This is a genomic window from Peribacillus faecalis (assembly GCF_014712675.1).
GTDB lineage: Bacteria > Bacillota > Bacilli > Bacillales > DSM-1321 > Bacillus_AD > Bacillus_AD faecalis.
In genome coordinates, this window is the sequence record NZ_JACXSI010000003.1 from 63,512 (window position 1) to 86,892 (window position 23,381).

23 protein-coding genes and 1 tRNA gene are annotated in these 23,381 nt (G+C 38.4%); 2 read left to right on the plus strand and 22 right to left on the minus strand.

Features of this window, described 5'->3' with window-relative positions; translation table 11 throughout:
• Window positions 1-24: 24 nt before the first annotated feature.
• From IEO70_RS02095 to queG, 6 genes are all read right to left on the minus strand, one after another.
• Complete coding sequence (locus IEO70_RS02095; protein ID WP_190996707.1) at window positions 25-189, minus strand: hypothetical protein; 165 nt, start codon at window positions 187-189, stop codon at window positions 25-27.
• A gap of 87 nt (window positions 190-276) precedes the next feature.
• The gene (locus IEO70_RS02100) at window positions 277-2,172 is read right to left on the minus strand and encodes a PrkA family serine protein kinase (RefSeq protein ID WP_190996708.1); all 1,896 of its coding nucleotides are present in this window, start codon (window positions 2,170-2,172) and stop codon (window positions 277-279) included.
• Between the two features lie 711 nt (window positions 2,173-2,883).
• Window positions 2,884-3,315: a CBS domain-containing protein gene (locus IEO70_RS02105; RefSeq protein WP_190996709.1), complete on the minus strand. Its 432-nt coding sequence runs from the start codon at window positions 3,313-3,315 to the stop codon at window positions 2,884-2,886.
• A gap of 353 nt (window positions 3,316-3,668) precedes the next feature.
• On the minus strand, window positions 3,669-4,142 hold the full coding sequence (trmL, locus tag IEO70_RS02110; RefSeq protein WP_190996710.1) for a tRNA (uridine(34)/cytosine(34)/5-carboxymethylaminomethyluridine(34)-2'-O)-methyltransferase TrmL: 474 nt from the start codon (window positions 4,140-4,142) through the stop codon (window positions 3,669-3,671).
• Window positions 4,143-4,368: 226 nt separating this feature from the next.
• Window positions 4,369-5,232 carry an amidase domain-containing protein gene (locus IEO70_RS02115; RefSeq protein WP_190996711.1) on the minus strand — a complete coding sequence of 288 codons (864 nt, stop codon included), beginning with the start codon at window positions 5,230-5,232 and terminating at the stop codon, window positions 4,369-4,371.
• Window positions 5,233-6,113: 881 nt separating this feature from the next.
• Window positions 6,114-7,250, minus strand: coding sequence for a tRNA epoxyqueuosine(34) reductase QueG (gene queG / locus IEO70_RS02120; protein ID WP_190996712.1), 1,137 nt, complete (start codon window positions 7,248-7,250; stop codon window positions 6,114-6,116).
• Window positions 7,251-7,313: 63 nt separating this feature from the next.
• On the opposite strand from queG, the gene IEO70_RS02125 reads away from it, so the two are divergent.
• Window positions 7,314-7,979: a B3/B4 domain-containing protein gene (locus IEO70_RS02125; protein WP_190996713.1), complete on the plus strand. Its 666-nt coding sequence runs from the start codon at window positions 7,314-7,316 to the stop codon at window positions 7,977-7,979.
• An 80-nt stretch (window positions 7,980-8,059) separates the two neighbouring features.
• Here the strand turns inward: IEO70_RS02125 and IEO70_RS02130 are convergent.
• The 3 genes from IEO70_RS02130 to IEO70_RS02140 all read right to left on the minus strand — a co-directional run bounded on the left by IEO70_RS02130 (window position 8,060) and on the right by IEO70_RS02140 (window position 10,859).
• A tRNA-Gly gene (locus IEO70_RS02130) sits at window positions 8,060-8,133 on the minus strand.
• A gap of 288 nt (window positions 8,134-8,421) precedes the next feature.
• The gene (locus IEO70_RS02135; RefSeq protein WP_190996714.1) at window positions 8,422-9,552 is read right to left on the minus strand and encodes a glycerate kinase family protein; all 1,131 of its coding nucleotides are present in this window, start codon (window positions 9,550-9,552) and stop codon (window positions 8,422-8,424) included.
• Between the two features lie 14 nt (window positions 9,553-9,566).
• Window positions 9,567-10,859 (minus strand): GntP family permease, encoded by a 1,293-nt coding sequence (locus IEO70_RS02140; protein ID WP_190996715.1) that lies wholly within the window; start codon window positions 10,857-10,859, stop codon window positions 9,567-9,569.
• A gap of 145 nt (window positions 10,860-11,004) precedes the next feature.
• Here IEO70_RS02140 and IEO70_RS02145 point away from each other — a divergent pair, with 145 nt between their 5' ends.
• Window positions 11,005-11,685, plus strand: coding sequence for a YoaK family protein (locus IEO70_RS02145; RefSeq protein ID WP_190996716.1), 681 nt, complete (start codon window positions 11,005-11,007; stop codon window positions 11,683-11,685).
• Window positions 11,686-11,759: 74 nt separating this feature from the next.
• Here IEO70_RS02145 and IEO70_RS02150 read toward each other — a convergent pair whose 3' ends face one another.
• The 13 genes from IEO70_RS02150 to IEO70_RS02210 all read right to left on the minus strand — a co-directional run bounded on the left by IEO70_RS02150 (window position 11,760) and on the right by IEO70_RS02210 (window position 23,355).
• Window positions 11,760-12,206, minus strand: a complete 447-nt coding sequence (locus IEO70_RS02150; RefSeq protein ID WP_190996717.1) for a gamma-glutamylcyclotransferase family protein — start codon at window positions 12,204-12,206, stop codon at window positions 11,760-11,762.
• Complete coding sequence (gene pcp / locus IEO70_RS02155; protein ID WP_190996718.1) at window positions 12,206-12,847, minus strand: pyroglutamyl-peptidase I; 642 nt, start codon at window positions 12,845-12,847, stop codon at window positions 12,206-12,208. Before pcp ends, IEO70_RS02150 begins: the two co-directional genes overlap by 1 nt.
• Before the next feature lie 67 nt (window positions 12,848-12,914).
• Complete coding sequence (locus IEO70_RS02160) at window positions 12,915-13,844, minus strand: DUF979 domain-containing protein (protein ID WP_190996719.1); 930 nt, start codon at window positions 13,842-13,844, stop codon at window positions 12,915-12,917.
• Window positions 13,844-14,554: a DUF969 domain-containing protein gene (locus IEO70_RS02165; RefSeq protein WP_190996720.1), complete on the minus strand. Its 711-nt coding sequence runs from the start codon at window positions 14,552-14,554 to the stop codon at window positions 13,844-13,846. The genes IEO70_RS02160 and IEO70_RS02165 overlap by 1 nt, the downstream gene beginning before the upstream one ends.
• A 1,002-nt stretch (window positions 14,555-15,556) precedes the next feature.
• A complete protein-coding gene (locus IEO70_RS02170; RefSeq protein ID WP_190996721.1) occupies window positions 15,557-17,059 on the minus strand; it encodes a DNA/RNA helicase domain-containing protein in 1,503 nt (500 codons plus the stop codon).
• 199 nt (window positions 17,060-17,258) lie between these two features.
• A complete protein-coding gene (locus IEO70_RS02175) occupies window positions 17,259-17,663 on the minus strand; it encodes an HK97-gp10 family putative phage morphogenesis protein (protein WP_190996722.1) in 405 nt (134 codons plus the stop codon).
• The gene (locus tag IEO70_RS02180; protein ID WP_190996723.1) at window positions 17,663-19,783 is read right to left on the minus strand and encodes a phage tail tape measure protein; all 2,121 of its coding nucleotides are present in this window, start codon (window positions 19,781-19,783) and stop codon (window positions 17,663-17,665) included. Before IEO70_RS02180 ends, IEO70_RS02175 begins: the two co-directional genes overlap by 1 nt.
• A gap of 12 nt (window positions 19,784-19,795) precedes the next feature.
• Complete coding sequence (locus IEO70_RS02185; RefSeq protein ID WP_190996724.1) at window positions 19,796-20,170, minus strand: head-tail connector protein; 375 nt, start codon at window positions 20,168-20,170, stop codon at window positions 19,796-19,798.
• A 1-nt stretch (window position 20,171) separates the two neighbouring features.
• Window positions 20,172-20,519, minus strand: coding sequence for a hypothetical protein (locus IEO70_RS02190; RefSeq protein WP_190996725.1), 348 nt, complete (start codon window positions 20,517-20,519; stop codon window positions 20,172-20,174).
• Entirely contained in the window at window positions 20,519-20,875 is a 357-nt protein-coding gene (locus IEO70_RS02195) for a phage head completion protein (RefSeq protein ID WP_190996726.1), read from the minus strand. The genes IEO70_RS02190 and IEO70_RS02195 overlap by 1 nt, the downstream gene beginning before the upstream one ends.
• Window positions 20,875-21,423 carry an HK97 family phage prohead protease gene (locus tag IEO70_RS02200; protein ID WP_190996727.1) on the minus strand — a complete coding sequence of 183 codons (549 nt, stop codon included), beginning with the start codon at window positions 21,421-21,423 and terminating at the stop codon, window positions 20,875-20,877. Before IEO70_RS02200 ends, IEO70_RS02195 begins: the two co-directional genes overlap by 1 nt.
• 2 nt (window positions 21,424-21,425) lie before the next feature.
• Window positions 21,426-21,776: a hypothetical protein gene (locus tag IEO70_RS02205; protein WP_190996728.1), complete on the minus strand. Its 351-nt coding sequence runs from the start codon at window positions 21,774-21,776 to the stop codon at window positions 21,426-21,428.
• A 205-nt stretch (window positions 21,777-21,981) separates the two neighbouring features.
• Window positions 21,982-23,355 carry a phage portal protein gene (locus tag IEO70_RS02210; RefSeq protein WP_190996729.1) on the minus strand — a complete coding sequence of 458 codons (1,374 nt, stop codon included), beginning with the start codon at window positions 23,353-23,355 and terminating at the stop codon, window positions 21,982-21,984.
• Window positions 23,356-23,381 lie beyond the last annotated feature (26 nt).

Here is a 23,381-nt window from a genome sequence, read left to right on the forward strand (position 1 = left end):
ATCACAAAAGTGAGGGTACGAAACCTACTGCTGCGGATCAGCAACCAGCCCTTGTTTTTTCAATTCTTTATTCGTCAGCATCTCGTCCATTTGCTGGCCAAGCTCTTTTATTTCCTTCATATTCCGTGCCATCGAACTATTTTCTGGGACTTCATTTTTAGGAATTGCCAGCTTCTTCTTGAATTCCATCTACAACACTCCTTGGCGCATAGTATGTGCATTTTTTTACGCAAGGATAGATGGAAAAAGGGCCCTTTTGTAAAGGACCCTTAGACTTTATCGATTCAATAAACTACCTACATAGCGCAGCAATTCATTCGCAGACGTTGTATTGTAGCCATGCTCATCGACGAGACGAGCCACAACTTCATTAATTTTCTTCAGTTGCTGCTCATCAGGCGTTTTGCTGGATGTCGTGATTTTGACAACATCTTTCAAATCGGCAAATAGCTTCTTCTGGATAGCTTCGCGCAGACGGTCGTGCGAATTGTAATCGAAACGTTTTCCTTTACGGGCAAAAGCAGAAATACGGATTAAAATTTCTTCACGGAATGCTTTCTTCGCATTTTCCGAAATACCAATCTGCTCCTCGATTGAGCGCATCAATTTTTCATCCGGCGTAATTTCTTCACCTGTAAGCGGATCGCGAAGTTTCGACTTGTTGCAATACGCCTCGACGTTATCCAAATAATTATCCATTAATGTCTTCGCCGATTCCTCATATGAATACACAAACGCCTTCTGTACTTCCTTCTTGGCGATCGTATCAAACTCTTTGCGAGCGAGCGAAATGTAATTCAAGTATTTTTCCCGCAACTCATTCGTAATAGACGGATGCTGATCCAAGCCTTCCTTCAAGCTTCTTAGTACATCAAGCGCATTAATTGAAGGAGTTTCCTTGCGTATGATTGTCGATGAAATCCGGTTAATGACATAACGCGGATCGATGCCTGACATCCCTTCATCTTGGTATTCTTTTTTCAGCTCATTGACATCAGCAGCATTGAAGCCTTCGACATTTTCACCGTCATACAGCCTCATTTTTTTAACAAGATCGATGTCGCCTTTCTTCGCTTCTTTCAAGCGCGTTAATATCGTGAACATCGCAGCAACGCGCAATGTATGCGGCGCAATATGGACATCGCGCACATCACTTTCGCCAATCATTTTCTCATAAATTTTCTCTTCTTCACTTACTTTCAGATTGTAAGGAACAGGCATGACGATAATCCGCGAGTGGAGCGCTTCATTTTTCTTATTGGAAATGAAGGCGCGATACTCCGTTTCATTCGTGTGAGCGACGATAAGCTCATCAGCTGAAATGAGCGCAAACCGTCCCGCTTTAAAGTTTCCCTCTTGCGTCAGTGAAAGCAAGTGCCATAAAAACTTTTCATCACACTTCAGCATCTCCTGAAATTCCATGATCCCGCGATTAGCTTTATTAAGTTCGCCGTCAAAACGGTATGCGCGCGGATCGGACTCCGAACCAAACTCCGCAATCGTCGAGAAGTCAATACTTCCTGTCAAATCGGCAATATCCTGCGATTTCGGATCGGACGGGCTAAATGTCCCGATACCGATTCGCTTATCCTCCGACAAGAAGATTCGTTCAACAATCACATCTTCAATTCGGTTTCCGTATTCCTTCTCAAGCCTCATCATATTGAGTGGTGACAAATTGCCTTCCACCCTGATTCCGTACTCCTCAAAGAAATCATTGCGCAAATGCATAGGAATTAGATGCAATGGATCTTCATGCATAGGACACGATTTTATTGCATAAATTGCCCCTTGTTCTGTGTGGGAATATTGCTCAAGCCCTCTTTTTAACATACTGACAAGTGTTGATTTACCGCCGCTGACCGGTCCCATCAGCAGCAAAATCCGCTTGCGGACGTCCAACCGTTTGGCCGCCGGATGAAAATACTCCTCAACCAATCGCTCAAGCGACTCCTCTAACCCGAACATTTGGCTGCTGAAAAAACGGTAGCTTTTCTTTCCATCAATTTCTTCAATACCAGCATCCTTGATCATATTGTAAACTCGCGAATGGGCTGACTGAGCAATCCAAGGTTTTTCTTTCACTAGCTCTAAATATTCTGCGAAGGTACCTTCCCACTTTAACTTCTGTTCTTCTTCTCTATATCTCTCGATTTTTCTTAAAATATCCATTTTAAGGAACCTCCCCTGGTTTTTTCAGAGATGTTACTCTTACTCTATGCTCGCAAATCCGCAATCATGATTACGAAAATAACTAAGCCCTAATTGTCCGAAAAAAGCCATAGTTTATCTTTCAGTAACCTAAAAACTCCTATATAATGGATTTATATGTTAAAAGTGGATAAGTTTAGAATAGAAAAACCAGCACCGGTTCTTTTTTATCATGAATATCCTTCTTAGATTCACCTCGATGAAAAAGGAGACATGCGGGAGGACTAAGCATGGCAGGTGTAAGGTTAGACACCAGTACAAATTTAAAATCTACATATTTCTAAACATTTAAAGGAGGATAAAAAAATGGGCATTACCTTAATCTCATTAGTCAGCCTTGCATTTTTAGTCGCCATCTTTGCATCGGGGTATAACGATAAACCGTTTACAAAATAATTGCAGCAGAAAAAGGACATGTCATGAACTGACTTGTCCTTTTTCGAAAAAAGCATATATTATTGAACTAAGTTAGCTGTCTAACTTAACACCTGTGACGATTTTTCTTATTGTCTTATAAAATTTCACATTATGTATAAGTTAAAACAAGTGTATTGGCGTCCAGCTCCAGCGCCCAGCACCTATTGCCCTTCGGCAACCTCCCTTCGATAAGTCAACGCTGAAATGTGGAATCGGCCCGCAAGCAAGGTGCAGCGACTAAAGACGTTTTTATTCTTAATGATGCATCTCTCCATGGCTCTCTGATATTTCGCTGAGCGCGCGTCCGGCGTCATCGCTAAACAGTTTCCGAACAGCTAAGTCCCCAAGCGAGACTACACCAATCAGTTTCTTTCCTTTTACAATTGGCAGACGGCGAATTTGCTTTTCCGCCATCAGTTCAGCCGCTTCGTCAACTGTCATATCTTCTGTGCCTGTATACAGCTCATCACTCATTATATCCGTTACTTTCGTCGAACCTGGATGCTTCTCGGCCGTTCCGCGAACCGCAATGTCACGGTCGGTGATCATTCCAAGCAGATTGCCATCCTCGCAGATTGGAATCGCGCCAACATTGTAATCCCTCATTTTCACAGCAACTTCATACATATTATCCAAAGGCGTGCAAAATTGAATATCTGTCGTCATCACATCTTTTACAGTCTTCATGTTGTTCTCTCTCCTTTACAATTCTCGCTTGTTCCTATTTTTGTCATTGAACTTGCTTTTATACAGAGAAAAAACGGAGTCCTTTTTCATCATGAAGGCTGCTTAGATTCTTCTCGATTAATAAGGAGGGAGACATGCGAGAACCGAAATGTAGCAGCGACCCGCAAGTAAGGAAGAACGACGTCCAAATGTCTGCGTTGATATCCCCTTCATCCTGTAGGCCTCCGAGCATGGCAGGCTTTTGGGTAGACAGCCATATAGTTCAACAAAGTTTTCTTACCTTGTAAAAAAACCGGCTTAAGCAATTGCTCAAGCCGGTTCTTCTATTGTCACCCAGGTAGGTGACGGTATTCTTATTTCAGCGCAGCGAAGTTTTGTTGACGAAGCGCTTCGTATATTAAGATAGCCGCCGCATTCGATAAGTTCAGTGAACGAATATTTTCGTTCATTGGTATGCGCAGACAAGTATCGATATTCTTTTCGATTACCTCTGGAGGCAATCCTTTCGTTTCGCGCCCGAACACAAAATAATAGTCTTGTTCAATATTGCTGTAGTCGAAGGATGAATGATATTTCTGACCGAATTTCGTAATATAGAAATACTGTCCGCCTTCAGTATACTTATAAAAATCGTCAAGAGAATCATGATAGACGATATTTACAAACTGCCAATAATCAAGACCGGCTCTTTTCAGCATTTTGTCGTCTGTTGAGAAACCTAATGGTCGAATTAAATGAAGCGTTGTATCTGTACCTGCGCAAGTTCTGGCGATGTTGCCCGTATTTGCAGGAATTTCTGGTTGGAATAGTACTACGTGTATTGCCACCTAATGTTCACCTCTAACTTATTTTACCTTCATTGATTATATCATGGTTTTTCCAGTTTTTCTTCTTGTCTAACCTTTCACCTGCCATGCAAGGTCCTAAGCCCCCCACCCAAGAAACCAAAACCGAGTTTCCTGGCCGTTTCGTCTTAGTCCTGCCGCATGGCTCCTTTTCCAATGAAGCAATATCATGGAGCAGATTCATAAATGAAAAAGGTAACGTTTTTTCTTATTCATCGTTCTCAATATGAAAAAATGTGTATTTCATCTGCGGCGTATACTTTGTTGAATCCTCATACGACCAGTATCTTTGCCGACTATCAAACGTATGGGCGTTCACTAGCGGCATATCGAAATAATCTTTGGCTGTGACGATGGTCGTATGATTCGTACGCCCATCTCCTTCAAAGTCATAGCAAATCACATCGCCAAGCTCGAGCTGATCAGGCGATGAGACCTTCGTTGCTTTCGGTCCGCCTTTTGGACTCTGCAAAAGCAGCTTCAAGGCGTGCGCAACCGTCCAGCTGTAACTCCAGCTTTTTCCGCTATACCACCAGCCATTACCGCGATTCGGCTTCCCCCACATCGGAACTCCACCCGCATGCAGGCACTGGGAAATGAAGTTGGTGCAATCATCCTCGAAGGCATGATACGCCGGATTGTACTCTTGCCAATATCTCTCTGCATATTGTACAGCTTTCAGACGGTTATACTCGTATTGCCTGAAATCCGGCGCTTCTTTTAATTGCAGCTCTTCCTGCACATCGGGATGTTGCGGCACCTGGATTTCCGTTTCGCTCAAGCACTCACCATCTTCAAAAACAGCAATTCTTTTTTTGTTTTCTTCTTCTATATAGTAAAAGTCTTTTTGCTTTATAAAGTATTGCCAATGCGCCTCATATCTAATTATTTCTTGATTGCCCTGTACGCTGCGTTTGATATTCCTCGCATTTGCCTTTACATTCAAAATCTGCGCACCCCGTTCTTTCAAAAGACCGACTTTCAGTGCCGTAACCGCATCATCTCGCTCTTCAAACTCTCTGACATACCGGTCGCACCTCTCCTGAAGATACTGCTCCAATCTTTTAGTCACAGGCAGCCCTCCCTTATACATGCCATTATATGAATGCGTTTTGGAAAAGATGATGCCATGTGATTTTGGCGCTATAACAATGGAGTGCACTCAATATCGTTTTTTCACGCTCTATCCTGCCAAGTGGAGCTCTATATTTTTACTCGCGCTCTATCTTTGCCGTGTGGCGCTCTATATTTTTTTCTCGCGCTCTATCTTTGCCGTGTGGCGCTCTATATTTTTTTCTCGCGCTCTATCTTTGCCGTGTGGCGCTCTATATTTTTTTCTCACGCTCTATTTTTGCCGTGTGGCGCTCTATATTTTTTTCTCGTGCTCTATTTTTGCTCTGCAGCCATCAATATTAAGCTCAAACACTACAAAACTTCCATAAATTATGCTTCTTCCAGGCTATGCATGCTCATTTGGGTGGCTTTTCGGTCAATTTTTGACCTTCTCGGCTTTATTTTCTATCTTTTATTTGAATTAAAAGCCGGTTTTAAAGTGCCACTCCGCCCTGTCTCTGCTCACGCGTAATCTCCCTGCCAACCGACGACGCTATTTTCTTGGTGACCACGCTAATCTGATATCGAGAGCGCTATCCCCCATCTCGACGACGCTATATTTTTTCTCACCGCGCTATCTTCTTCCGCGACAACGCTATAATTTCTCTCACCGCGCTATCTTCTTCTCCGACGACGCTATTCTGCTCACGATGGCGCTATTTTTAACAGCAAACACTATGAGTCTCACAAAGATCAGGATTCTCCATGCTCTAACCCGCAAATTTGGCTGGCTTTTTGGTCATTTTTCGGCTTTTACGGCTTCATTTTCCACCTTTTATTGAACCAAAGGCCAGTTTTAACCACTCGTTTCACGGTGAAGCATAAAAAAACCGCTAACGCCTAGGCGTTGCGGTTATTGATTAATGCACGTTCAATTTCAGTGAGGACAATTTCCTCGGCTTCCCTCTGCTGCGCTTGCTCCAACGCATCTTTGGCAGCAGGGCTTGCAATCTGGCCGATTGACCAGGCTGCGGTCGCCCTTATGTCTGCACGCGGATCTTTTTTTAGCACTTCAACTAAGTCCTCTAAAGTTTCTTCCTCTTTAAAATGACCGAGAGCAATAATAGCATTGCGCTGAATCGGCTTTTTGCCTCTCCAGGAGCCGGAGACGTGCCCAAACTTCTCCTTGAACTCACGATTGCTCATTTTCAAAATCGGCGTCAGTAAAGGCTTAGCCGTTTCAGCCTCAGTCTCCATTTCCTCGTGGAAGTGAGAATCAATCCCTTTATTTTTAGGACAGATTGTTTGGCAACTATCGCATCCATACAGCCGGTTGCCGATTTTTTTACGATATTGCTCCGGTATGACATCTTTCGTTTGCGTCAAATAGGCGATACAGATTTTCGCATTAATTTGTCCACCGTCCACCAATGCGCCTGTAGGACAAACATCTAAACATTTGCGGCAGCTGCCGCATTGATCTTCCACCGGCTGGTCCGGCTCAAGCGGCAAGTTCGTAATCATCTCTCCCAAATACACGTACGACCCAAACTCCGGCGTGATAATGCTGCAGTTTTTCGCACTCCAGCCAATTCCTGCTCTTTCAGCAACAGCGCGATCGGATAGCTCGCCTGTATCAACCATTGATTTCGTACGAGCGTCCGGCACCCGCTCTAATATATAGTCCTCAAGCATTTGCAGCTTTTGTTTAACGAGTACATGATAATCGACACCCCATGAAGCTCGGCAGAAGATACCGCGCCGCTCACCCTTTTTCCCTTGTACATGCTCAGTCAGCTTAGATGGATAAGCAAGCGCAATTGCGATGATTGATTGCGGTCTCTCCAATAGCAATGCAGGGTTTGTCCGTTTATCCAAATCAGGCTCCTCAAAGCCGGATTGAAACCCTAATTCCTGCTGGCGAATAAGCCTGCTTTTCAATTCTGTGAACGGGTCTGCTGAGGCGAAGCCGATTTTATCAATGCCGATTTCTTTACTGTAGGAGATGATATCTTGCTTTAACTGTTGATAGTTCATGCTTCTTCCTCCTTTCCGGTTTATGATTTATGGTAAGATATAAAAAAATGCAAGGAGTACCAAATGAACATTTCAATCAATTCATCTATTAAAAGTAAAATCCCTTCATTTAAGATCGGATGTATTATTTATAAAGATATAACTGTCGGAGATTCACCGCAAATGCTGCGAGGACGGCTTCAATTTTTTCAAGAGTTACTGTTTATGGACATTAACGAAAAGGAACTGTCCGATTTCCCTGGCATTAAGGAATGGCGTACCGTCTTTAAGCTTGCAGGAACGGATCCATCGCGCTACCGTCATTCAGCCGAGTCATTGTACCGACGCATTAAGAAGCAAAACTATCTTTCAACTGTCAATTCCGCAATTGATTTGAACAACTTCTTTTCTTTGCAATATCAGAGCCCGTTCGGCATTTATGACTTAAACCAAATCGATGGCGATATCACGTTTACTATCGGAACTGAAGAAGATACATATTTCGGTCTCAATGAACGAAATAATACGATGAAAGACATCATTATATCACAAGATCGTCAAGGCCCTTTCGGAAGCCCTTATATCGATTCGAATCGAACAATGGTGACTTCATCGACAAACAGGGCTATCCAATTCATCTATTTAAGACCTTCTTTATCATTCAATGAGTCCGAAAAACTGACTTCATCTGTTATGAATTCGTTTATTAGCATACATGGCGGCGAGGCGCATTTCAAGATTTATCAATAGCAACAGTAGATCAAGACAATAAAAAAACGCAATACCTCGTTCTCTTTTCGTAACGAAATACTGCGTTAGTACCTATTTTATGGAGCGGGTGATGAGAATCGAACTCACGACATCAGCTTGGAAGGCTGAGGTTTTACCATTAAACTACACCCGCATGTCGAACATTGTCGAATAATTTGTCGAATCATGTAACCTGATTCACAAAAATTATTATATCTCTTCTATTTCCTCGATGCAAGCTTTTTTGTGAAATTCCTAATAAAAAATACATATTTTATTCACATTTAACATTTATCATTAAAGGATAAACACCCAATTTTATGTTTGATATTTCTGAATTTTACATTAGTCTACGCTCACTCGCATAAAGTGCATTTAAACACAGCCACGAAAAAAAGATTCTCGTTCTAAAACAAGAATCTTTTTTCTTAAATAACAGAGTCTACATTTTAACAAGCCTCATTACATTTTCAGCCGTTTTCTCCAAATTAACCGGACCTTGTTTCAAAGCAGCCTCTAAAGATATGACCCCTTGTATAATGCCGAACACAGCGTCAATTTTTTCATAAAGCACATCAATGTCTTCACCGACCCTACCAGCAAAAGCAATGACCGGCTTATTATATTTTTTTGCAACAGTTGCCACACCATAAGGCGTTTTACCGAATTGCGTCTGAAAATCAATGCTACCTTCACCTGTCCAAACCATATCACCATTTTTGACGATTTCCTCTAAACGAGTATATTCAATGACTAAATCAATGCCTCGTTTCAGCGTCCCATTTAAGAACACGAGCAGACCAGCTCCTAATCCTCCTGCTGCTCCTGCGCCGGGCGCATTAATGACATCCTTGCCTAGCTGTTTATATATAATTCCCGCATAATGTTTTAAGTTAGCATCCAATCTTTGCACCATTTCTGCTGTTGCTCCCTTTTGCGGTCCAAACACGTGCGAAGCACCTTTCTCGCCGCACAAAGGATTATTCACGTCACAGGCTACTTCAACAACAACATTTTTTATACGGGGGTCAAATTCCGTTAAATCAATCATATGCAGCTTATTAAGCTCACCTCCGCCAAAACAAAGCTCCTTACCATCCTGGTCCAAAAGCTTGCCGCCAAGCGCCTGCACCACGCCTGCACCTCCATCATTTGTTGCGCTCCCGCCAATGCCGATCAATAATTTTTCGACACCGTAATCTAGACAAGCTTTAATAAGTTGTCCTGTCCCGTACGTCGTTGTGATTAGAGGATTTCGCTGCTCGCTCGGCACTAAATGAATGCCGCTTGCGCTCGACATTTCGATAATTCCTGTTTTGCCATCACCAAGAATACCGTACTGAGCCATAACCGGATTTCCTAAAGGACCGGTTACTTGCAGTGAACGAATTTCCCCTCCGGTTGCATCGACAAGCGATTGCATCGTCCCCTCGCCGCCATCAGCCATCGGTACATGTACGCAAGTTGCGTCAGGGGCCGCTTTCTTAATGCCTTTTTCCATCGCCTCGCAGGCTTCTTTTGACGCCATGCTCTCTTTAAATGAATCCGGTGCCAACACAATTTTCACTTCCATACACCCTTTCTTTTTTAAAATAAAAATCCGTATAGAACTGTTGCCACGATTGTCATACTCAGACCGATAATCGTTTCATACGGAATCAGCCCCATTCGGTTTTGTATATTCATTTTTACTGACTCAGCTGTTACATGAAAAAAGTTTCCGTGCGGCAGATGATCGAGAACTGTAGCACCTGTATGTACCATGACCGCTGCGCTGATCGGCGCCACACCCATTGCTAAAATCGCCTCACCAAATGTACCTGCTGCAACAATTGAGCCTGTCGAAGTTGATGCAGTAGCGGCTCCCATTAAGATTCCGGCAATCGGAGCTAAAAATGTACCGGAAATACCGGTCGCTTCGATGCCGGAAACAATCACTCCGCTTAAATCGGATTGCGAAATGATACCGGCAATCGCTCCTGCACCGATTAAAAGAATTGCAACTCCAGTCATTTTGTTCAATCCTGAAGCCGTATAGTCAATTATTTTTCTTGCCTTTCCCATCGCAATCAAACCTAAAATACCGGCCAAGGGCAAAATAATCATTGAATCAATTTGAAAGGATGCTAGTGCCTCTATATTTAATATATTGCCTATTGGGCTAATTCCCAAAAGAATAATTGCAACTACTGGAGCAACCATCGCTGTCAGAAAGCTTGGCTTTTCCGTTTCTGAACTTTCCAAGCTCAAATCTGCCTCCGCTATTTCCTCTCCTTTCCCTTTAATCAGCCTGGCAACAATAAGTGTCGTCAATAAACCCGCTATTGCAGGGATGAATCCATATACCATAACAGACGCTAAATCTACATTGAACCCTTTTGCCACTGCAATCGTATTCGGGTTGGGAGAAATGATATTGCCGGCCTTCCCGCCTCCGATCATTGATAAGAGAATCGCCATTTTATGAATGCCTGCTCTTTTTGCTACCGATAAAGCAATTGGTGCTACAATAATAATCGACACCGTCACAAATACACCGACTGCCGTTATGATCATCGCGGCGAGCGTAATTGCCAATATCGCTTTTTTCTCCCCCAGTTTTATTACAATTGTTTCCGCTATTTTTTCTGCTGCCCCCGATTCTATTAATATGCCCGCTAAAACTCCCGCTGCTAATACGCGGACAACAGCCGGCATCACACTATTTGTACCCGCAATAATTATACTTACTGTATCCTCGATATTTGCCCCGCCAAGCAATCCGCCAACGAGCGCTCCCGCGAACAGCGCATAGACAGGATTAAGTTTTTTAAAAATCAAGAAGATGGCCAGAGCCAGACCTGCCAAAGCCCCTACCCAATGCAAAACGATTGGTTCCATTTATATTCCTCCCAGCTGTCCATAAATTTTCCTTTACTTTAAAAATGGACATAACAGCAAAGATTTATGTGTTTGAATAATAACAGTTTGCTCGTGGAAAGATTTCGTTAAGCGATAATCACAGAAAATGAGGAGCTTTAAAAATATGAAAGACAACTTGAAAAGATGGTACGTATTAACTGCCGACTCCTTATTGATGGGGATGATTTTGGCTTTGGTCGGCGGTTTTCTTGATGCCTATACATATGTTACAAGGGATGGTGTATTTGCGACGGCTCAAACCGGCAATACCGTTTTATTCGCGGTCAGAGCAGCCAGTCCGGAGTTTAATGGAGCTATTCAAAATGTGCCTCCATTTATCTCATTTGTCGCAGGGGTATTAGTTGCCGCTCACATGAAGGAACGTCTTGATAAGCATCGCCGCGCGGTTCTATTCGTGGAGTGCGTTATATTGTTCATCGTCGGCTTTTTGCCTCCCAGCTTCCCTAATATGCCTGTCACAATGACGATTGCATTCGTCTCGTCGCTGCAAATCGCCACCTTTAATAAGCTGGGGAATTGGAGCTATAACTCGACCATTACAACCGGCAATCTTAGAACGGCAGCTCAAGCTTCATACGGCGCTTTTGCTAATAAAGATCCTAAGGAGAAAAAGAAATTTTGGGGCTTCTTCTTTATTATCGTATCTTTCATATCAGGAGCCTTAATAGGAACACTCGCGAGTCACTACTTCAATGTACACGCCATTTGGGTTGTAGCGGGTATGCTTCTTCTTACCGTTATCCTTTATGTTAAAAGCCATAAATATATTGAGCCGCAAAAATAGCGAACAGTGCTCTTGACTGCTCGTTATTTTCTTCAAAAAAAAAAGATCTCACCATAAGTGAAATCTTTCAACCATCATGCTTCCTGCGTTAATTCATTCAGCATGTATGCTTTCCAATCGCCGTGCGGGATGTAAACCGCCTTGCTGTCGAAAAGCTGATCATTTTCTTTATTATAGAAATAGACAAAGCATTGTTCCTTTTCGTTCGTCTGAAGATTTTCCACCTCAAGAATGACTTTATGGTATTCATTCTCAGGATTTTGCTCACTGATGAATCCTTCCATTTCATCCATCGCTCGCATGGTCTCTTCATAGCACGATTCATTTATCGTCATAATTTCTCCGAACACCGTTTCTTTACCAAAAGTGATTGCAGGATAACCTTTATGCGGCAAATGATATAATTTCATATTCTCAAGCTTGGCATCTTTTTTCTCGATGACTTTGCCGTCCAAATATTTATTATAGTTAAAGAACCCTTCTCTCAAACTTCCATAAACAAAAAAATTGATGCGTTTCATCAGCAGATTTCTCCACCGATTGCTTTAATATCTTCGTTATACATAACACATGCTTCAATCGCAAGCTCTAATCCTCTTACAATCTCATTCAATGACATGAACGGCATATTTTTCTTATCCATAACTTGAGATGTCATATATGGAATGTGGATGAATCCGCCTTTAATGTTCGGATACTTTTTATCAATCATATAAAGAATGCCGTACATTACGTGGTTGCACACGAATGTTCCCGCTGTATATGATACAGTTGCCGGAATTTGATTGTCATTCATATGTTTCACCATAGCTTTAACCGGCAAGTTCGTGAAGTAAGCAGGTTGGCCATCTTCTTGAATAGCTGCATCGATTGGCTGGTTGCCTTCGTTATCTTTGATTCGATAGTCATCTAAGTTGATTGCTACCCGTTCAGGCGTGATATCGAAGCGCCCGCCAGCTTGACCTACTGAAATGACAATATCAGGCTTATGCTCTTCAATAGCTTTCTCGATTGCTTGGACAGATTTTGTTTGAACTGTTGGTATAATTAATTTAACAACCTCAGCGCCTTTAATGTTCTCGCTTACCATCTTTACCGCTTCTTCAGCTGGATTTACCGGTTCCCCGCCGAATGCGTCAAATCCTGTTAATAATACTTTCATATTGTCGGTCTCCTCTGCTAAAGGTTCATTTGGCGGAGAAACATCCCCGCCAAACTATACTTGATTATTAAAATCCTAAAACGTACATTAGAACAATGTGAACAGCTAATAATGTTAATGCTACTGGAGCTTGCGCTTTAATGACTGCGTTTTTATCTTTCATTTCAAGCAATGCTGCCGGGAGCATGTTGAAGTTAGCAGCCATTGGCGTCATCAATGTTCCGCAGTATCCTGCAGTCAATGCTAACGTTCCGATAATTAGTGGATCGCCACCGATATTGAATACGAACGGCACACCAATACCTACAGTGATAACAGCGAATGCAGCAAATGCATTACCCATAATCATTGTGAAGATAGCCATACCGATTGCGTAAGTTGCCACACCTACGAAAGCATTACCTGCTGGAATAACATTTGAGATAATAGAAGCGATTTTATCGCCTACACCAGCTGCTGTGAAAAGAACACCTAATGAAGCTAATAATTGCGGCAAGATAGCAAATGAACCAACTGATTGATACATTCTGTTTGAGTCTTCCAAGAACTCTTTAGGACTTGCTTTTGTGATGACAAATGCGATAATCATCGCACAGACTGCTGCAATACCGATTGCCACAGTTCCTGAGAATTCTGTAAATGTTGCTACAAGCATCGCAATAATAGCAATTGCTAGTGAAGGGATGAAAATTTTCAAGCCTAATTTTTCTGCTTTTAACGTCGTAAATGTTTCATCTAATTGTTTCAGAGTACCGATATTAATTTGCTTTGTTGCTGATAAAACTGCAATTAATACGACAAGTATACCAACAACCATGCTTGGAATGTAGTTTCCAAAGATGAATACGGCCGCAAGAATTCCCCAGAATAACGCAGTACCGATTCTTGTTTTATGATTTTTATCTTTCAATGTGAAGATCATCGTTATTCCCATGAATAAACCGATGATAGCATAAAATATTTCTAATAACGTATTAGAGATTTGAGTGATATCCATTATTTAACACCTCTAACTTCGGTTGTTTCTTCTTGTTCTTGTTCAGCGTTAGCGTATTTTAGCTTCATTTTGCGATCGAATAAAATATTTTGCGCTGTCCAAAGCACAAACGCAATAACCGCTACTGGAATTGAATATTTTGCAACTTGTAGCGTATCGATTGAGTATCCTAATCCTTCTAACGTAGTAGCAATCAACAGTACTCCTGCGTTTGCCATAAATACGTTTTGGGCAAAGAAATTACCGATATTATCAGATGCTGCTGAATATGCTTTAATCTTCTCAATATCTTTTTCTTCTACTTTTTTACCGTATTTCGCTACCGATGCACCTTCTGCCATTGGGCTTACTAATGGTCTAACGAATTGCGGATGTCCGCCAAGCGTTACACCCATACCAATTGTTACTTCACGAATAAATGTATATCCGCTTAACAAAATACCAGTTGATAGATTGCTAGCTTTCTTAATTAGCATAACTGCTTTTGTTTTCAAGCCATAACGCTCAGAAAGACCGATAACAGGAATTGTGATCATGAATAAACATGTAACCCTGTTCGTAACGAACGCTTCTCCTAATGTATTTAAAATATCTGCAACACTCATATGAGCGACAAGACCAGTTGCAATACCAGCTGAAACTACTACTGCAATAGTATCGAGCTTTAATGCAAAGCCGACTATTATGATTAAAACGCCTAATAACTCCATAATTGTTCTCCTAATCTGAATTTAATTTATTATTTTAGAATAATTAAATTCATTATATATTCACTATTTTGTAATGTGAATAACTTGAAAACATTAAATGTGAAATCTTTTAGTATTTTAATTGGGTAAAGCGTTAAATTATGGATATGACAATTAGAAATTCTAATTCAAACTTGTTCTTAAACGAAAGCAGGATCAAAAAATGTACAGGGGGGGCGGGGTGGATTCTGCACTTGACTTGGATGGCAGTCAGTTGAACCGATTTTTTGCAAATTGGGATTAATTTTCTTGAAATCTGGACTGATTATTTTCATTTCTGGACTGATTCTCATGAAATTCAGACCGAAATATTGTCGACAAATGTAAGACTGTCGAGAAAATCTTTACTCTGCATCAGAAAATGTTCAGAGATGACACTGTGCAGGTGGCTAATTTAATTAAAGCGGATGTTTACTTGAAACATGTGCTTCGTTGCATGGACTATATTGACTTTGTGTTAGAACATAAAAAATCCTTATATAGCATACAATTCTCAGCATGTTTCCTATGTGAAATTTGTGTAAAACGAAATCAAAACCTATCGTTTTCTATCGTTTACTACAAAAACAAAAAAAGCTCACAAACGTTGATTTAACAACATTTGTGAGCTTTTTCTAGCGATTAATCTTGGCATGGATTAATCTAATGATACCGGTGGTCGGGGTCGAACCGACACTCCAGAAGGAACACGATTTTGAGTCGTGATATAAATCTTAATGGTCTAAATCCCTTGGTATAGAGCCTTATTTCAAAGTCAATGAAAAATCATTGCACACTATTTAATTAAATTATACCATACAAACTTCCATTTAGTCGGACAGTTGCACTGGCTGACTAAGAATTAGACAACTATTTTGGCATTCTACATTAAAATTAGTTGACCAACTACCCATTAAACAAAAGATAATTTCGTCTCAGACGCTCTCAGCAACAAACCAAATATATCCAAATGAAATCATCATTTTATTTTCTCTCAGGGTGTAAAATCTTAAGACATTCTTTAAGTAAATTTTCATTATTAATGATTACAATTTGAAGTTTTTGTCTAGTTCTAGTAATTATCTGAAAAAACATTTTCAATTGATCGTAGCGTGGAGGAGTTGCATAACCACCTACTGTAAGTTTTCCATCTTGATGATAAAGAAAATGCTTATCTAGAACAGCAACAACATTATCAAATTCTTGCCCTATAACTTGGTGTGTACTGACATTATATCCACTTTGATAACTATCATATGAATATCTATCATATCTCGAAGGTGTATAATTAATTACTGTCCAACCTTTTTCTTTCAAATCTTCGAGATGCAATTTTGCCCCTTTACTAGTTTGAAAGTATTGAAGGTGGATATTAGAATATTCTTGATTCGGATTTCTTTTAGATAAATCAAACAGATTCTTAATAAAAGCACTAATCTCTTTATTCGTTCTTATTTTCTCTGTTAATGCAAAAGCGCTAGGAGCAACTTGATCATTTATAAATTGAGGAATATTATTTTCAATTTCCTGACTAGATAGAGTTTGTTGAGAATCATAAGAAAAAATGCACTTTACATTCGATTCCTTACAATTATCAATTAATTTCTCTAATTGACGCTTACGTATTCTCTGAGTTTCATCTACAATTATCAAATCATAATCACTGATATTACAAGTTTTATAATCCTTTATTGCTTTAAGCTCCCATTTATAGTCAATAATCAATTTATTATGACCGTTATTTAATATTCCACAATGAAAAATAAGAACCCTTTTTGACATATTCATAAATTCTTTTGCAATATCATATGTTAAAAGAGTTTTACCAGTACCTGCAGCTCCTTCCAGTGTAATAAAACAATTCTCTTTTTTTGCACATAATTTCAATATATTATTTTTTATTACCTCTTGGTACTCAGTTAAAAAATACTCATTTTCAATAAATCTATCCGTTGAATTGAATGGTGATATTAAATACATAGAAGGATTAAAAATTTTATCAATATCATCAATTTCAATTAGTATCTGATCAATTAATTCAGATGCTAAAAAAGTAATTTCTACTTCTTTTAATTCATCTAATTCATCTAAAAAAAATAATTTATCTTCTTGTGAGACATACGTAAAGTTTAAAACTTTTTGACCCAAAAAACTTAGATAATATTTATTTCTCAAGAGTTGCTTTTTTATTCTTTCTTCCCCAGTATGCTCTTTTTTTAGTTCGATATTAATAATATTATTTTCACCAAATCTTAAAAGGTCGAATTCTTTACCAATTTGATTGATTGTATAACCAACATAATACCCATCAAATATATCTATGTGTTTCACTTTTAGAAATTCATATAATTTAATCATTAACGAATTTAAATCTTCAATTTCACTATCTTTTATTTCGATAGCAAAATGATTTATATACTTCTCATAAATTACTGGTTCTAAATAATTTTTTGCATTAATTAAAGATACTAGATTTATAGGTTTCAACTCATTCTACCCTCTCAAAATGGAATAATGACCTTATGAAGCTAACAGTATATAAGATACCATAATATTCATTATTTTCCAAAGCAGATTGTTACTAGAGAGACAGCTATTATTTCTGTGATTTTCTATTAGTCTCATTACTTCCGTTGTAGTTAATTAAATATTGAAACCATCATTATATAAAGAGTTGCATTTTCCGTTACAATTCTAATACCTTGTGAATAACCTCTTTTACTTTCTTTTCGGCTTTTGCTTTGGTTTGATGAAATCCTTTATCAATAAAATGATGTGCAGGATATTGACCACGCTTTGATCCATAGTTGTGTGTCATTCCATATCTAAAAATCTCTTGATCTGTTCCCTTACGAACACCAACCTTAATTTTAGATCTTGTACCATTCCCACTTTGACTATGCACACCAATTGAATCTCTAAGTTTGCCAGTGTCAACTAAATCATCTTTTATGATACTCTCTTTAATACCTTCTGCAACAATTTCCCCAGCAGGTTCTAGTACCTTATTGGCAAACTCTTTTTGAATCTTCCGTTCCATTTCCTTCATTTTTGCTTCTAATTCGTGAAAATCTACTTTAAACCCACTCATTAGTATGCACCTGCTAATCTGTTTTGTCTTTTTTCTAATACATTCATATGTGACTTTAATTGTTTGCCATCAATATATAACTGTGCTTCTAGTGTATTAGTTTTGTTTACTAATGCTTCTAATAATTGATTTTGCTGTAACAGAGTATTTACTATTGCTTGTTCTGATTCTGTAACAACATTCACAGTTTTGGTAAACGATGTGCCACTAGCTGCCGAATATCTCGGAGAATTGTAATCTAAGCTTCTCAATCTTGCCTTCAGTTCTTCATTTTGTCTTGTGAATCCCAAATCATATTTTGTAGCAATTTCTATTGGCTCGATTGTAGGGAGACTTACTGTAGAAGGGATGTTTGCATCTAACTCAATACTCTTTTTACCATCCAATAGGTTGCCAACTGCCCCGACTGCGGAAGATACGGCAGATACAAATTTACTATCTTTAAGTTTACCCCAAAGTTCACCAACCCACGCAACTGCGTCAGCAATAGCGTTTGCAAGATCTAAAGCCCAACCAACTACTGGTTCAATAGCACTTCCTAGAACCTCCATACCTTTTTTACCTTTGGTTTTAAGTTCTTCCCATTTTTCTTGGTTCTCTGATACGTTTTCAGTTAAATCTTTTACTTTTGATTCTGTTTCAATTGTGGCGTCTTTTGCTCCACCCATTGCAAGAATCGCTTTAGAACCAGTATCTTCCCACATCGTTCCGAATAGAGCCATACCAATTTTATTTTGGTCTACTTGGTTGTCTACACCTTTTAAATCGTTAATAGCACTAAACATAACATCTGAAACAGTTACTTTACCATCTAAATATTGTTGGTATAAGTCTTGTGTTCCTTTTGATAATTGGTCAATACCTTCTTCTTTAAATGACTTTGTGCTTTCAGTACCTTGAACACCGAACTCTTTAACTGCGTCCATTAATTTATCGGTACTCATTGCACCTTCGTCCATTCCTAATACAATCATTTGTGCCATCTCTTGTGCTGTCAATCCACTGTCAATTAGTGCAGATGAATATTCGGTTAATGTATCTAATAGATCACCTTCTGCATTAGCACCTTCCTGACAACCGTAAATGATTACGCCAAAAGCTTCTTCTGCTGTAAGACCCATATTTGTCATCAATAAATCTGTTGTTCTGATAACTTCATTTACATCAAAGTTGAATGTATCTGCAACAGCCAATGCTTGTTCTCCAACTTCTGCAATTTTTTCTGTTGGAACATCTTTCAATTGCTGTTTAACCAAAGAAACTACATACGCTAAATCACCAGTAGACTTACCACTAGACCACGCACTACTATCCAATTCATCTAGTTCTTTTTTTAACTCTGCAACTACTTTTTTACTTGCACCAGTGCTATTTTCAATAGTACGCATTGCCCCTTCCCATTCTTTAGAAACAGAATAAGCTTTTGTACCAATTGCCCCTACTGCTGTTACAACTCCACCTGCAATACCAACCAATGCACCTAGACCAACACCCATTGCACCAAATTTACCAATTGAACTTGAAGCTACACTACCAATAACACCGCCCAAGCCTGGAATATTTGAAGCTAAATCACCTATTTTATCACCAAAATCTGAAGCACCTAGACCTGCATCTTCAAGAGCGTTTTTAAATTTGCTCATTTTAGAGCCACTGTTTGATAAATCGTCTAAAGCTCTTTTTGCGTCATCAACTGAACGCTCCATTTTATCAATAGCACCTTTTGTTCCTGCAATAGCTGTTTCCATACGAGCCATTTTACCAATGTTATCTTGAATACCACTACTTAAACGAGAAAAGGCTTTTTCGCCTTCTTTTGTGCTTGTATCTAATCCTTCTAACTTCTTTTTCATTTTGTCAGTAGCAGAAGCCAATTCACTAAATTCTTTTCTTTGAAGGCTTAGTTTTTTGTTTAAGCCGTCTTGTTGTTCAGTAAAGAATTCAATTGCTTTTTTACAACCATCTGTACTTTTAGAAAAATTCTTAACTCCACCAGTGGCAATTTCAAACTGTTTACTAGTTGATTTTAATTGTTTATCAATGGTGCTAATACCTTTTTTAAAATCTCCAGTATTTAAGGCTAAATCCACACTAAGCTGTAAATTATTATTGTTTGCCATTTTGTTTCCTCCTTATAGTTTGTAACCTTTAAAACTCCCTCTAATACTCTTAATCATTTGAGTATAAAGGGGATTCTGATTAATTTTTACATCAGTTGCCAATGTTGAACGTGTATTATATAAATCACTTACCATTTGTATAACCAATACTGATGCTATTTTGCTTCCGTCTAGTTCACTAATTTCTTTTAATCCTGTTTCGAACAAAATACATTCTCTTGCTGATTCAATTAAAAGTTGTAATAATAGATCATCGTCTTCGAAATCCACATATAGATATTGTTTAACAAAATCCAAATTCACTTCAGAAAATGAAGGTAGAGCACCCCTATTTGCTTGCTCTAAAAAAGTACGAGACATTTTGAATTTTTGAGCGTTTGTTTCCATATTAGTTTTCTCCTTTTTCTAATTCTTCTAGTGTTAGAATGCCTTGAAAATCAAAGACCTTGCCAAAATAACCATCGTCAAAAATATCCACTGAATACATAAAGCGAAACCCTGCATTTTTCATTAGCTTTTTGATAGCTTGTGAGTTATCCTTTTCATTCGCTTCTCTCCAATAAGTAACTTTAAACTTATATAGTTCAGCTTGATTTTCATTGTCAAATACCATAAAGTCTTCTTCAGCATAAACAGTTAAAGTAACATACTGTTTCGCACTCCCTCTATAAAAAGAAAGAACCACTGGAATCTCCAATGGCTCTAAAGCTGTATAAACCTTTTCAAATAACGTCATTACTGCTCAATCCTTTGTAATAATAGTTCATTAAACATCACATCATACTCGTTTAAGCTATATATTTTATATACATATCCATCCTCTAAACGAATAAAGTGCTTTTCGGTCAATTGAAGATTTCTTCTTTTGCGTAAAAATACTCTCTTTCTAACTTGGTGTAGTTCACGATCTGCACCTAGAAATGCTTTACCACTCTCACCAATAACTTTTGCTCTTGTAGTTAGAATAGAATTGTATACAGTTTTCTGAATACCGTTTTTTCTATCTATCTCCGTTCCTTCTACACAAATATCAATTTTTGTTCTTAGTTCGCCTATTTCAACGCTACTCTTACCTTGACGTAAATACATCATTACAAATCACCCTTTAGTTTCAGTAGATGATATTTAGCTTTAATACGAACTCTCTGCTCTTCCATTAACATTTCATCTAATGAACGACATTCAGCAAAACTTGAAGCATAGGCTGGGTTCTCAACTAAGGAAATCTCGAATAACTCTAGTTTCTCTACAACTCGATGATACAGATTCATTGCTTTATTCCACGTATCTTCCAAAGCTTTGAAGCCAAACGACACTTGTAATTCATTCGCTTCTACTTTTTTTCTCAATTCATCGCAGCCTTCGTTTAAAACAACGTCAAATTCAATACCATTCTCTACTTCACGATATTCAACTCTTTTTGCAATGTTGATTAATTTATTATGCTCTAAATGTACCTTCAAACCTTTAGGATTTTCTTTTAAAGCTGTCATCATTCCTTGATGATCTATTTGTTCCACGAAAGAAACTTTATGTTTAGGATGATACAGAACCTTACTATTCGTGTTTGTAGGAATAAACATAGTGATTTTGTTTTCATTAATACTTCTAATTTCGTGACTAATTTTGATATTTTCCATTTTCACACCAATCCTAACGCTTTTAATACTGGGTCATCCTTTGTCGTTTGAAGTTGGGTTTGATTTTCTCGGATGCCCTCAGTTAGTTTTTCTAATAATTCTGTTTGATTTTTAATAGTTGATTGTATATTTTTACGTGCATCTAATAATTTACTTGGAATCAATGAGCCATATCTATCAATCATTGTTGTTCCATTCTCATCAATTGCTTTCTGAATATGATGAAGGTTAATATATTCACTAACTAGATTCTCAATAATTTCCTCAATCATTTCATTCTCTTCTATGAGAAATCGGTCTTTTAACATTTTGCGGATTCTACTTTTTCTAGTATAGGTAGCGTTTTTTGACACTTGCGTATTCTCCTTTCTTAGATGTAAGATTATGAAAGATTTCGGGACTAAAAAAAGCTCAGAAACCTTGATATAATAGGCTTCTGGGCTTTTTTGACTTACTTTTTGAAAAATTGATTTGTTGTAAGCAAGACTCATCGGGTACTGTGAAGCCTTCTAAAATACCCCCCCGTTAAAATAAGACATTGGGGTATTACGCTGTTTGTTATTCCTCCTGATCCTTCTTACCATCCTTTTGCTCTACAATATTCTCTTTATCTTCCATATCATTACTATTTGAAACAATTATATTTTCTTTTTTATTATTTATTTCTTGATCTTGATTTGTTTTACTTTGCTGTTCTGTTGCCAATGTATTCATTACTATTGTTCTATCTACAATTGATTGCTTATCAATCTCTTCTTTATACATCAACACACTAGCCTGAGTGTGATAGTAATAATCGTGTTCCTCTCTTGGAAGTAATAACATATCATTCAATTGGTTCTTAGAAAAAATACCGTCTTTAAATAATTTCCCATAAGTTTCAGCCTTCTCGGTTTCATCCAATCGTACCAATGAAGTGGTATCTAACTCCACAATAAGATTATCCTTCTCTGATTCTAAGAGTAACTGACGCTCGATCTCGGATTCAATATGCTCACACATCGGCATATACACTTGCTGAAGCAATAATGTTCCTAACTGTTTAACAGATACATTCACACTTTCTAAAGTTTGTGTATTCGGCAGACCGAAAAGCAGCGATATTTGTTTTAACTCTCTTTTTTCCCAGGCCTCAATCATTTGGATTAAAGGATTATTATTATCAATCGTGTTGAGTTTCAATCCCTCTTCTAATAAAACTGTTCGCTTAGAACGATTGTTACCACTATAATTACTATCCCACGAACTTCTCAACTTTTCTAAAGTAGATTCAGATAAGCGACCTTCCGCAGAAAGATATTTATCCACGTATGAGCCATTTTCCAAAGCTTCACTCATTGCATTTCGTTCTGACAGCAATTGACGTAGTATAGTTGCATTAGCTAGAACCCCACCGTTTGGATTCTCTAGAATAAAGAAATCTGTATAATCGCCTTTGATTCTTTTGTTGTTCAATGTAGCTTCAATAACTTGGTGAATAGGCAAACCCATATCATCATAAGCATATGAAACCATAACATTAGTAACTGGATAGAAACCAACAATTTTGTTCCCCTTACGTTTAATGTAAGAGTAATGGTGTCCTTTACAAAGAAGATCAGTTGCAACAGTCTTTTTCCATTGGTATGAACCTAGAAACGGATTAGATTCTTTGTTTAGTAATTTGTGTCTGTAATCATTTGTCTTCACTTTACCTAACTTGGTATCAGCCTTAAAAATAACTACATCAAAAGAAGCCATTGTACCACTAATTTGTTCAACTAATTTTCTGGCAGTAGGAATGGAAAGTAATTCACCCATTGACACTTCTTGAAATGCTCGTTGAAAAATACCACCGCCACCAAAGAATGATACATAGTTTCTATTACGATCTTCAATGTTCTTTGCAAGGTCTTTACCTAAAACCATTTTTTGAAATCTATTTAATTTCATTTTATTATCTCCTATTCTTTAATTGT

Bases quoted from the DNA above. Each gene is read 5' to 3' on its own strand.
- IEO70_RS02100 (WP_190996708.1), bottom strand. From the start codon at position 2,172: ATGGATATTTTAAGAAAAATCGAGAGATATAGAGAAGAAGAACAGAAG.
- IEO70_RS02180 (WP_190996723.1), bottom strand. From the start codon at position 19,783: ATGGCAAACAATAATAATTTACAGCTTAGTGTGGATTTAGCCTTAAAT.
- IEO70_RS02195 (WP_190996726.1), bottom strand. From the start codon at position 20,875: ATGATGTATTTACGTCAAGGTAAGAGTAGCGTTGAAATAGGCGAACTA.
- IEO70_RS02140 (WP_190996715.1), bottom strand. From the start codon at position 10,859: ATGGAACCAATCGTTTTGCATTGGGTAGGGGCTTTGGCAGGTCTGGCT.
- IEO70_RS02190 (WP_190996725.1), bottom strand. From the start codon at position 20,519: ATGACGTTATTTGAAAAGGTTTATACAGCTTTAGAGCCATTGGAGATT.
- IEO70_RS02105 (WP_190996709.1), bottom strand. From the start codon at position 3,315: ATGAAGACTGTAAAAGATGTGATGACGACAGATATTCAATTTTGCACG.
- IEO70_RS02145 (WP_190996716.1), top strand. From the start codon at position 11,005: ATGAAAGACAACTTGAAAAGATGGTACGTATTAACTGCCGACTCCTTA.
- queG (WP_190996712.1), bottom strand. From the start codon at position 7,250: ATGAACTATCAACAGTTAAAGCAAGATATCATCTCCTACAGTAAAGAA.
- IEO70_RS02200 (WP_190996727.1), bottom strand. From the start codon at position 21,423: ATGGAAAATATCAAAATTAGTCACGAAATTAGAAGTATTAATGAAAAC.
- IEO70_RS02175 (WP_190996722.1), bottom strand. From the start codon at position 17,663: ATGAGTGGGTTTAAAGTAGATTTTCACGAATTAGAAGCAAAAATGAAG.
- IEO70_RS02095 (WP_190996707.1), bottom strand. From the start codon at position 189: ATGGAATTCAAGAAGAAGCTGGCAATTCCTAAAAATGAAGTCCCAGAA.
- IEO70_RS02150 (WP_190996717.1), bottom strand. From the start codon at position 12,206: ATGAAACGCATCAATTTTTTTGTTTATGGAAGTTTGAGAGAAGGGTTC.
- IEO70_RS02125 (WP_190996713.1), top strand. From the start codon at position 7,314: ATGAACATTTCAATCAATTCATCTATTAAAAGTAAAATCCCTTCATTT.
- IEO70_RS02135 (WP_190996714.1), bottom strand. From the start codon at position 9,552: ATGGAAGTGAAAATTGTGTTGGCACCGGATTCATTTAAAGAGAGCATG.
- IEO70_RS02210 (WP_190996729.1), bottom strand. From the start codon at position 23,355: ATGAAATTAAATAGATTTCAAAAAATGGTTTTAGGTAAAGACCTTGCA.
- IEO70_RS02165 (WP_190996720.1), bottom strand. From the start codon at position 14,554: ATGGAGTTATTAGGCGTTTTAATCATAATAGTCGGCTTTGCATTAAAG.
- IEO70_RS02160 (WP_190996719.1), bottom strand. From the start codon at position 13,844: ATGGATATCACTCAAATCTCTAATACGTTATTAGAAATATTTTATGCT.
- IEO70_RS02185 (WP_190996724.1), bottom strand. From the start codon at position 20,170: ATGGAAACAAACGCTCAAAAATTCAAAATGTCTCGTACTTTTTTAGAG.
- pcp (WP_190996718.1), bottom strand. From the start codon at position 12,847: ATGAAAGTATTATTAACAGGATTTGACGCATTCGGCGGGGAACCGGTA.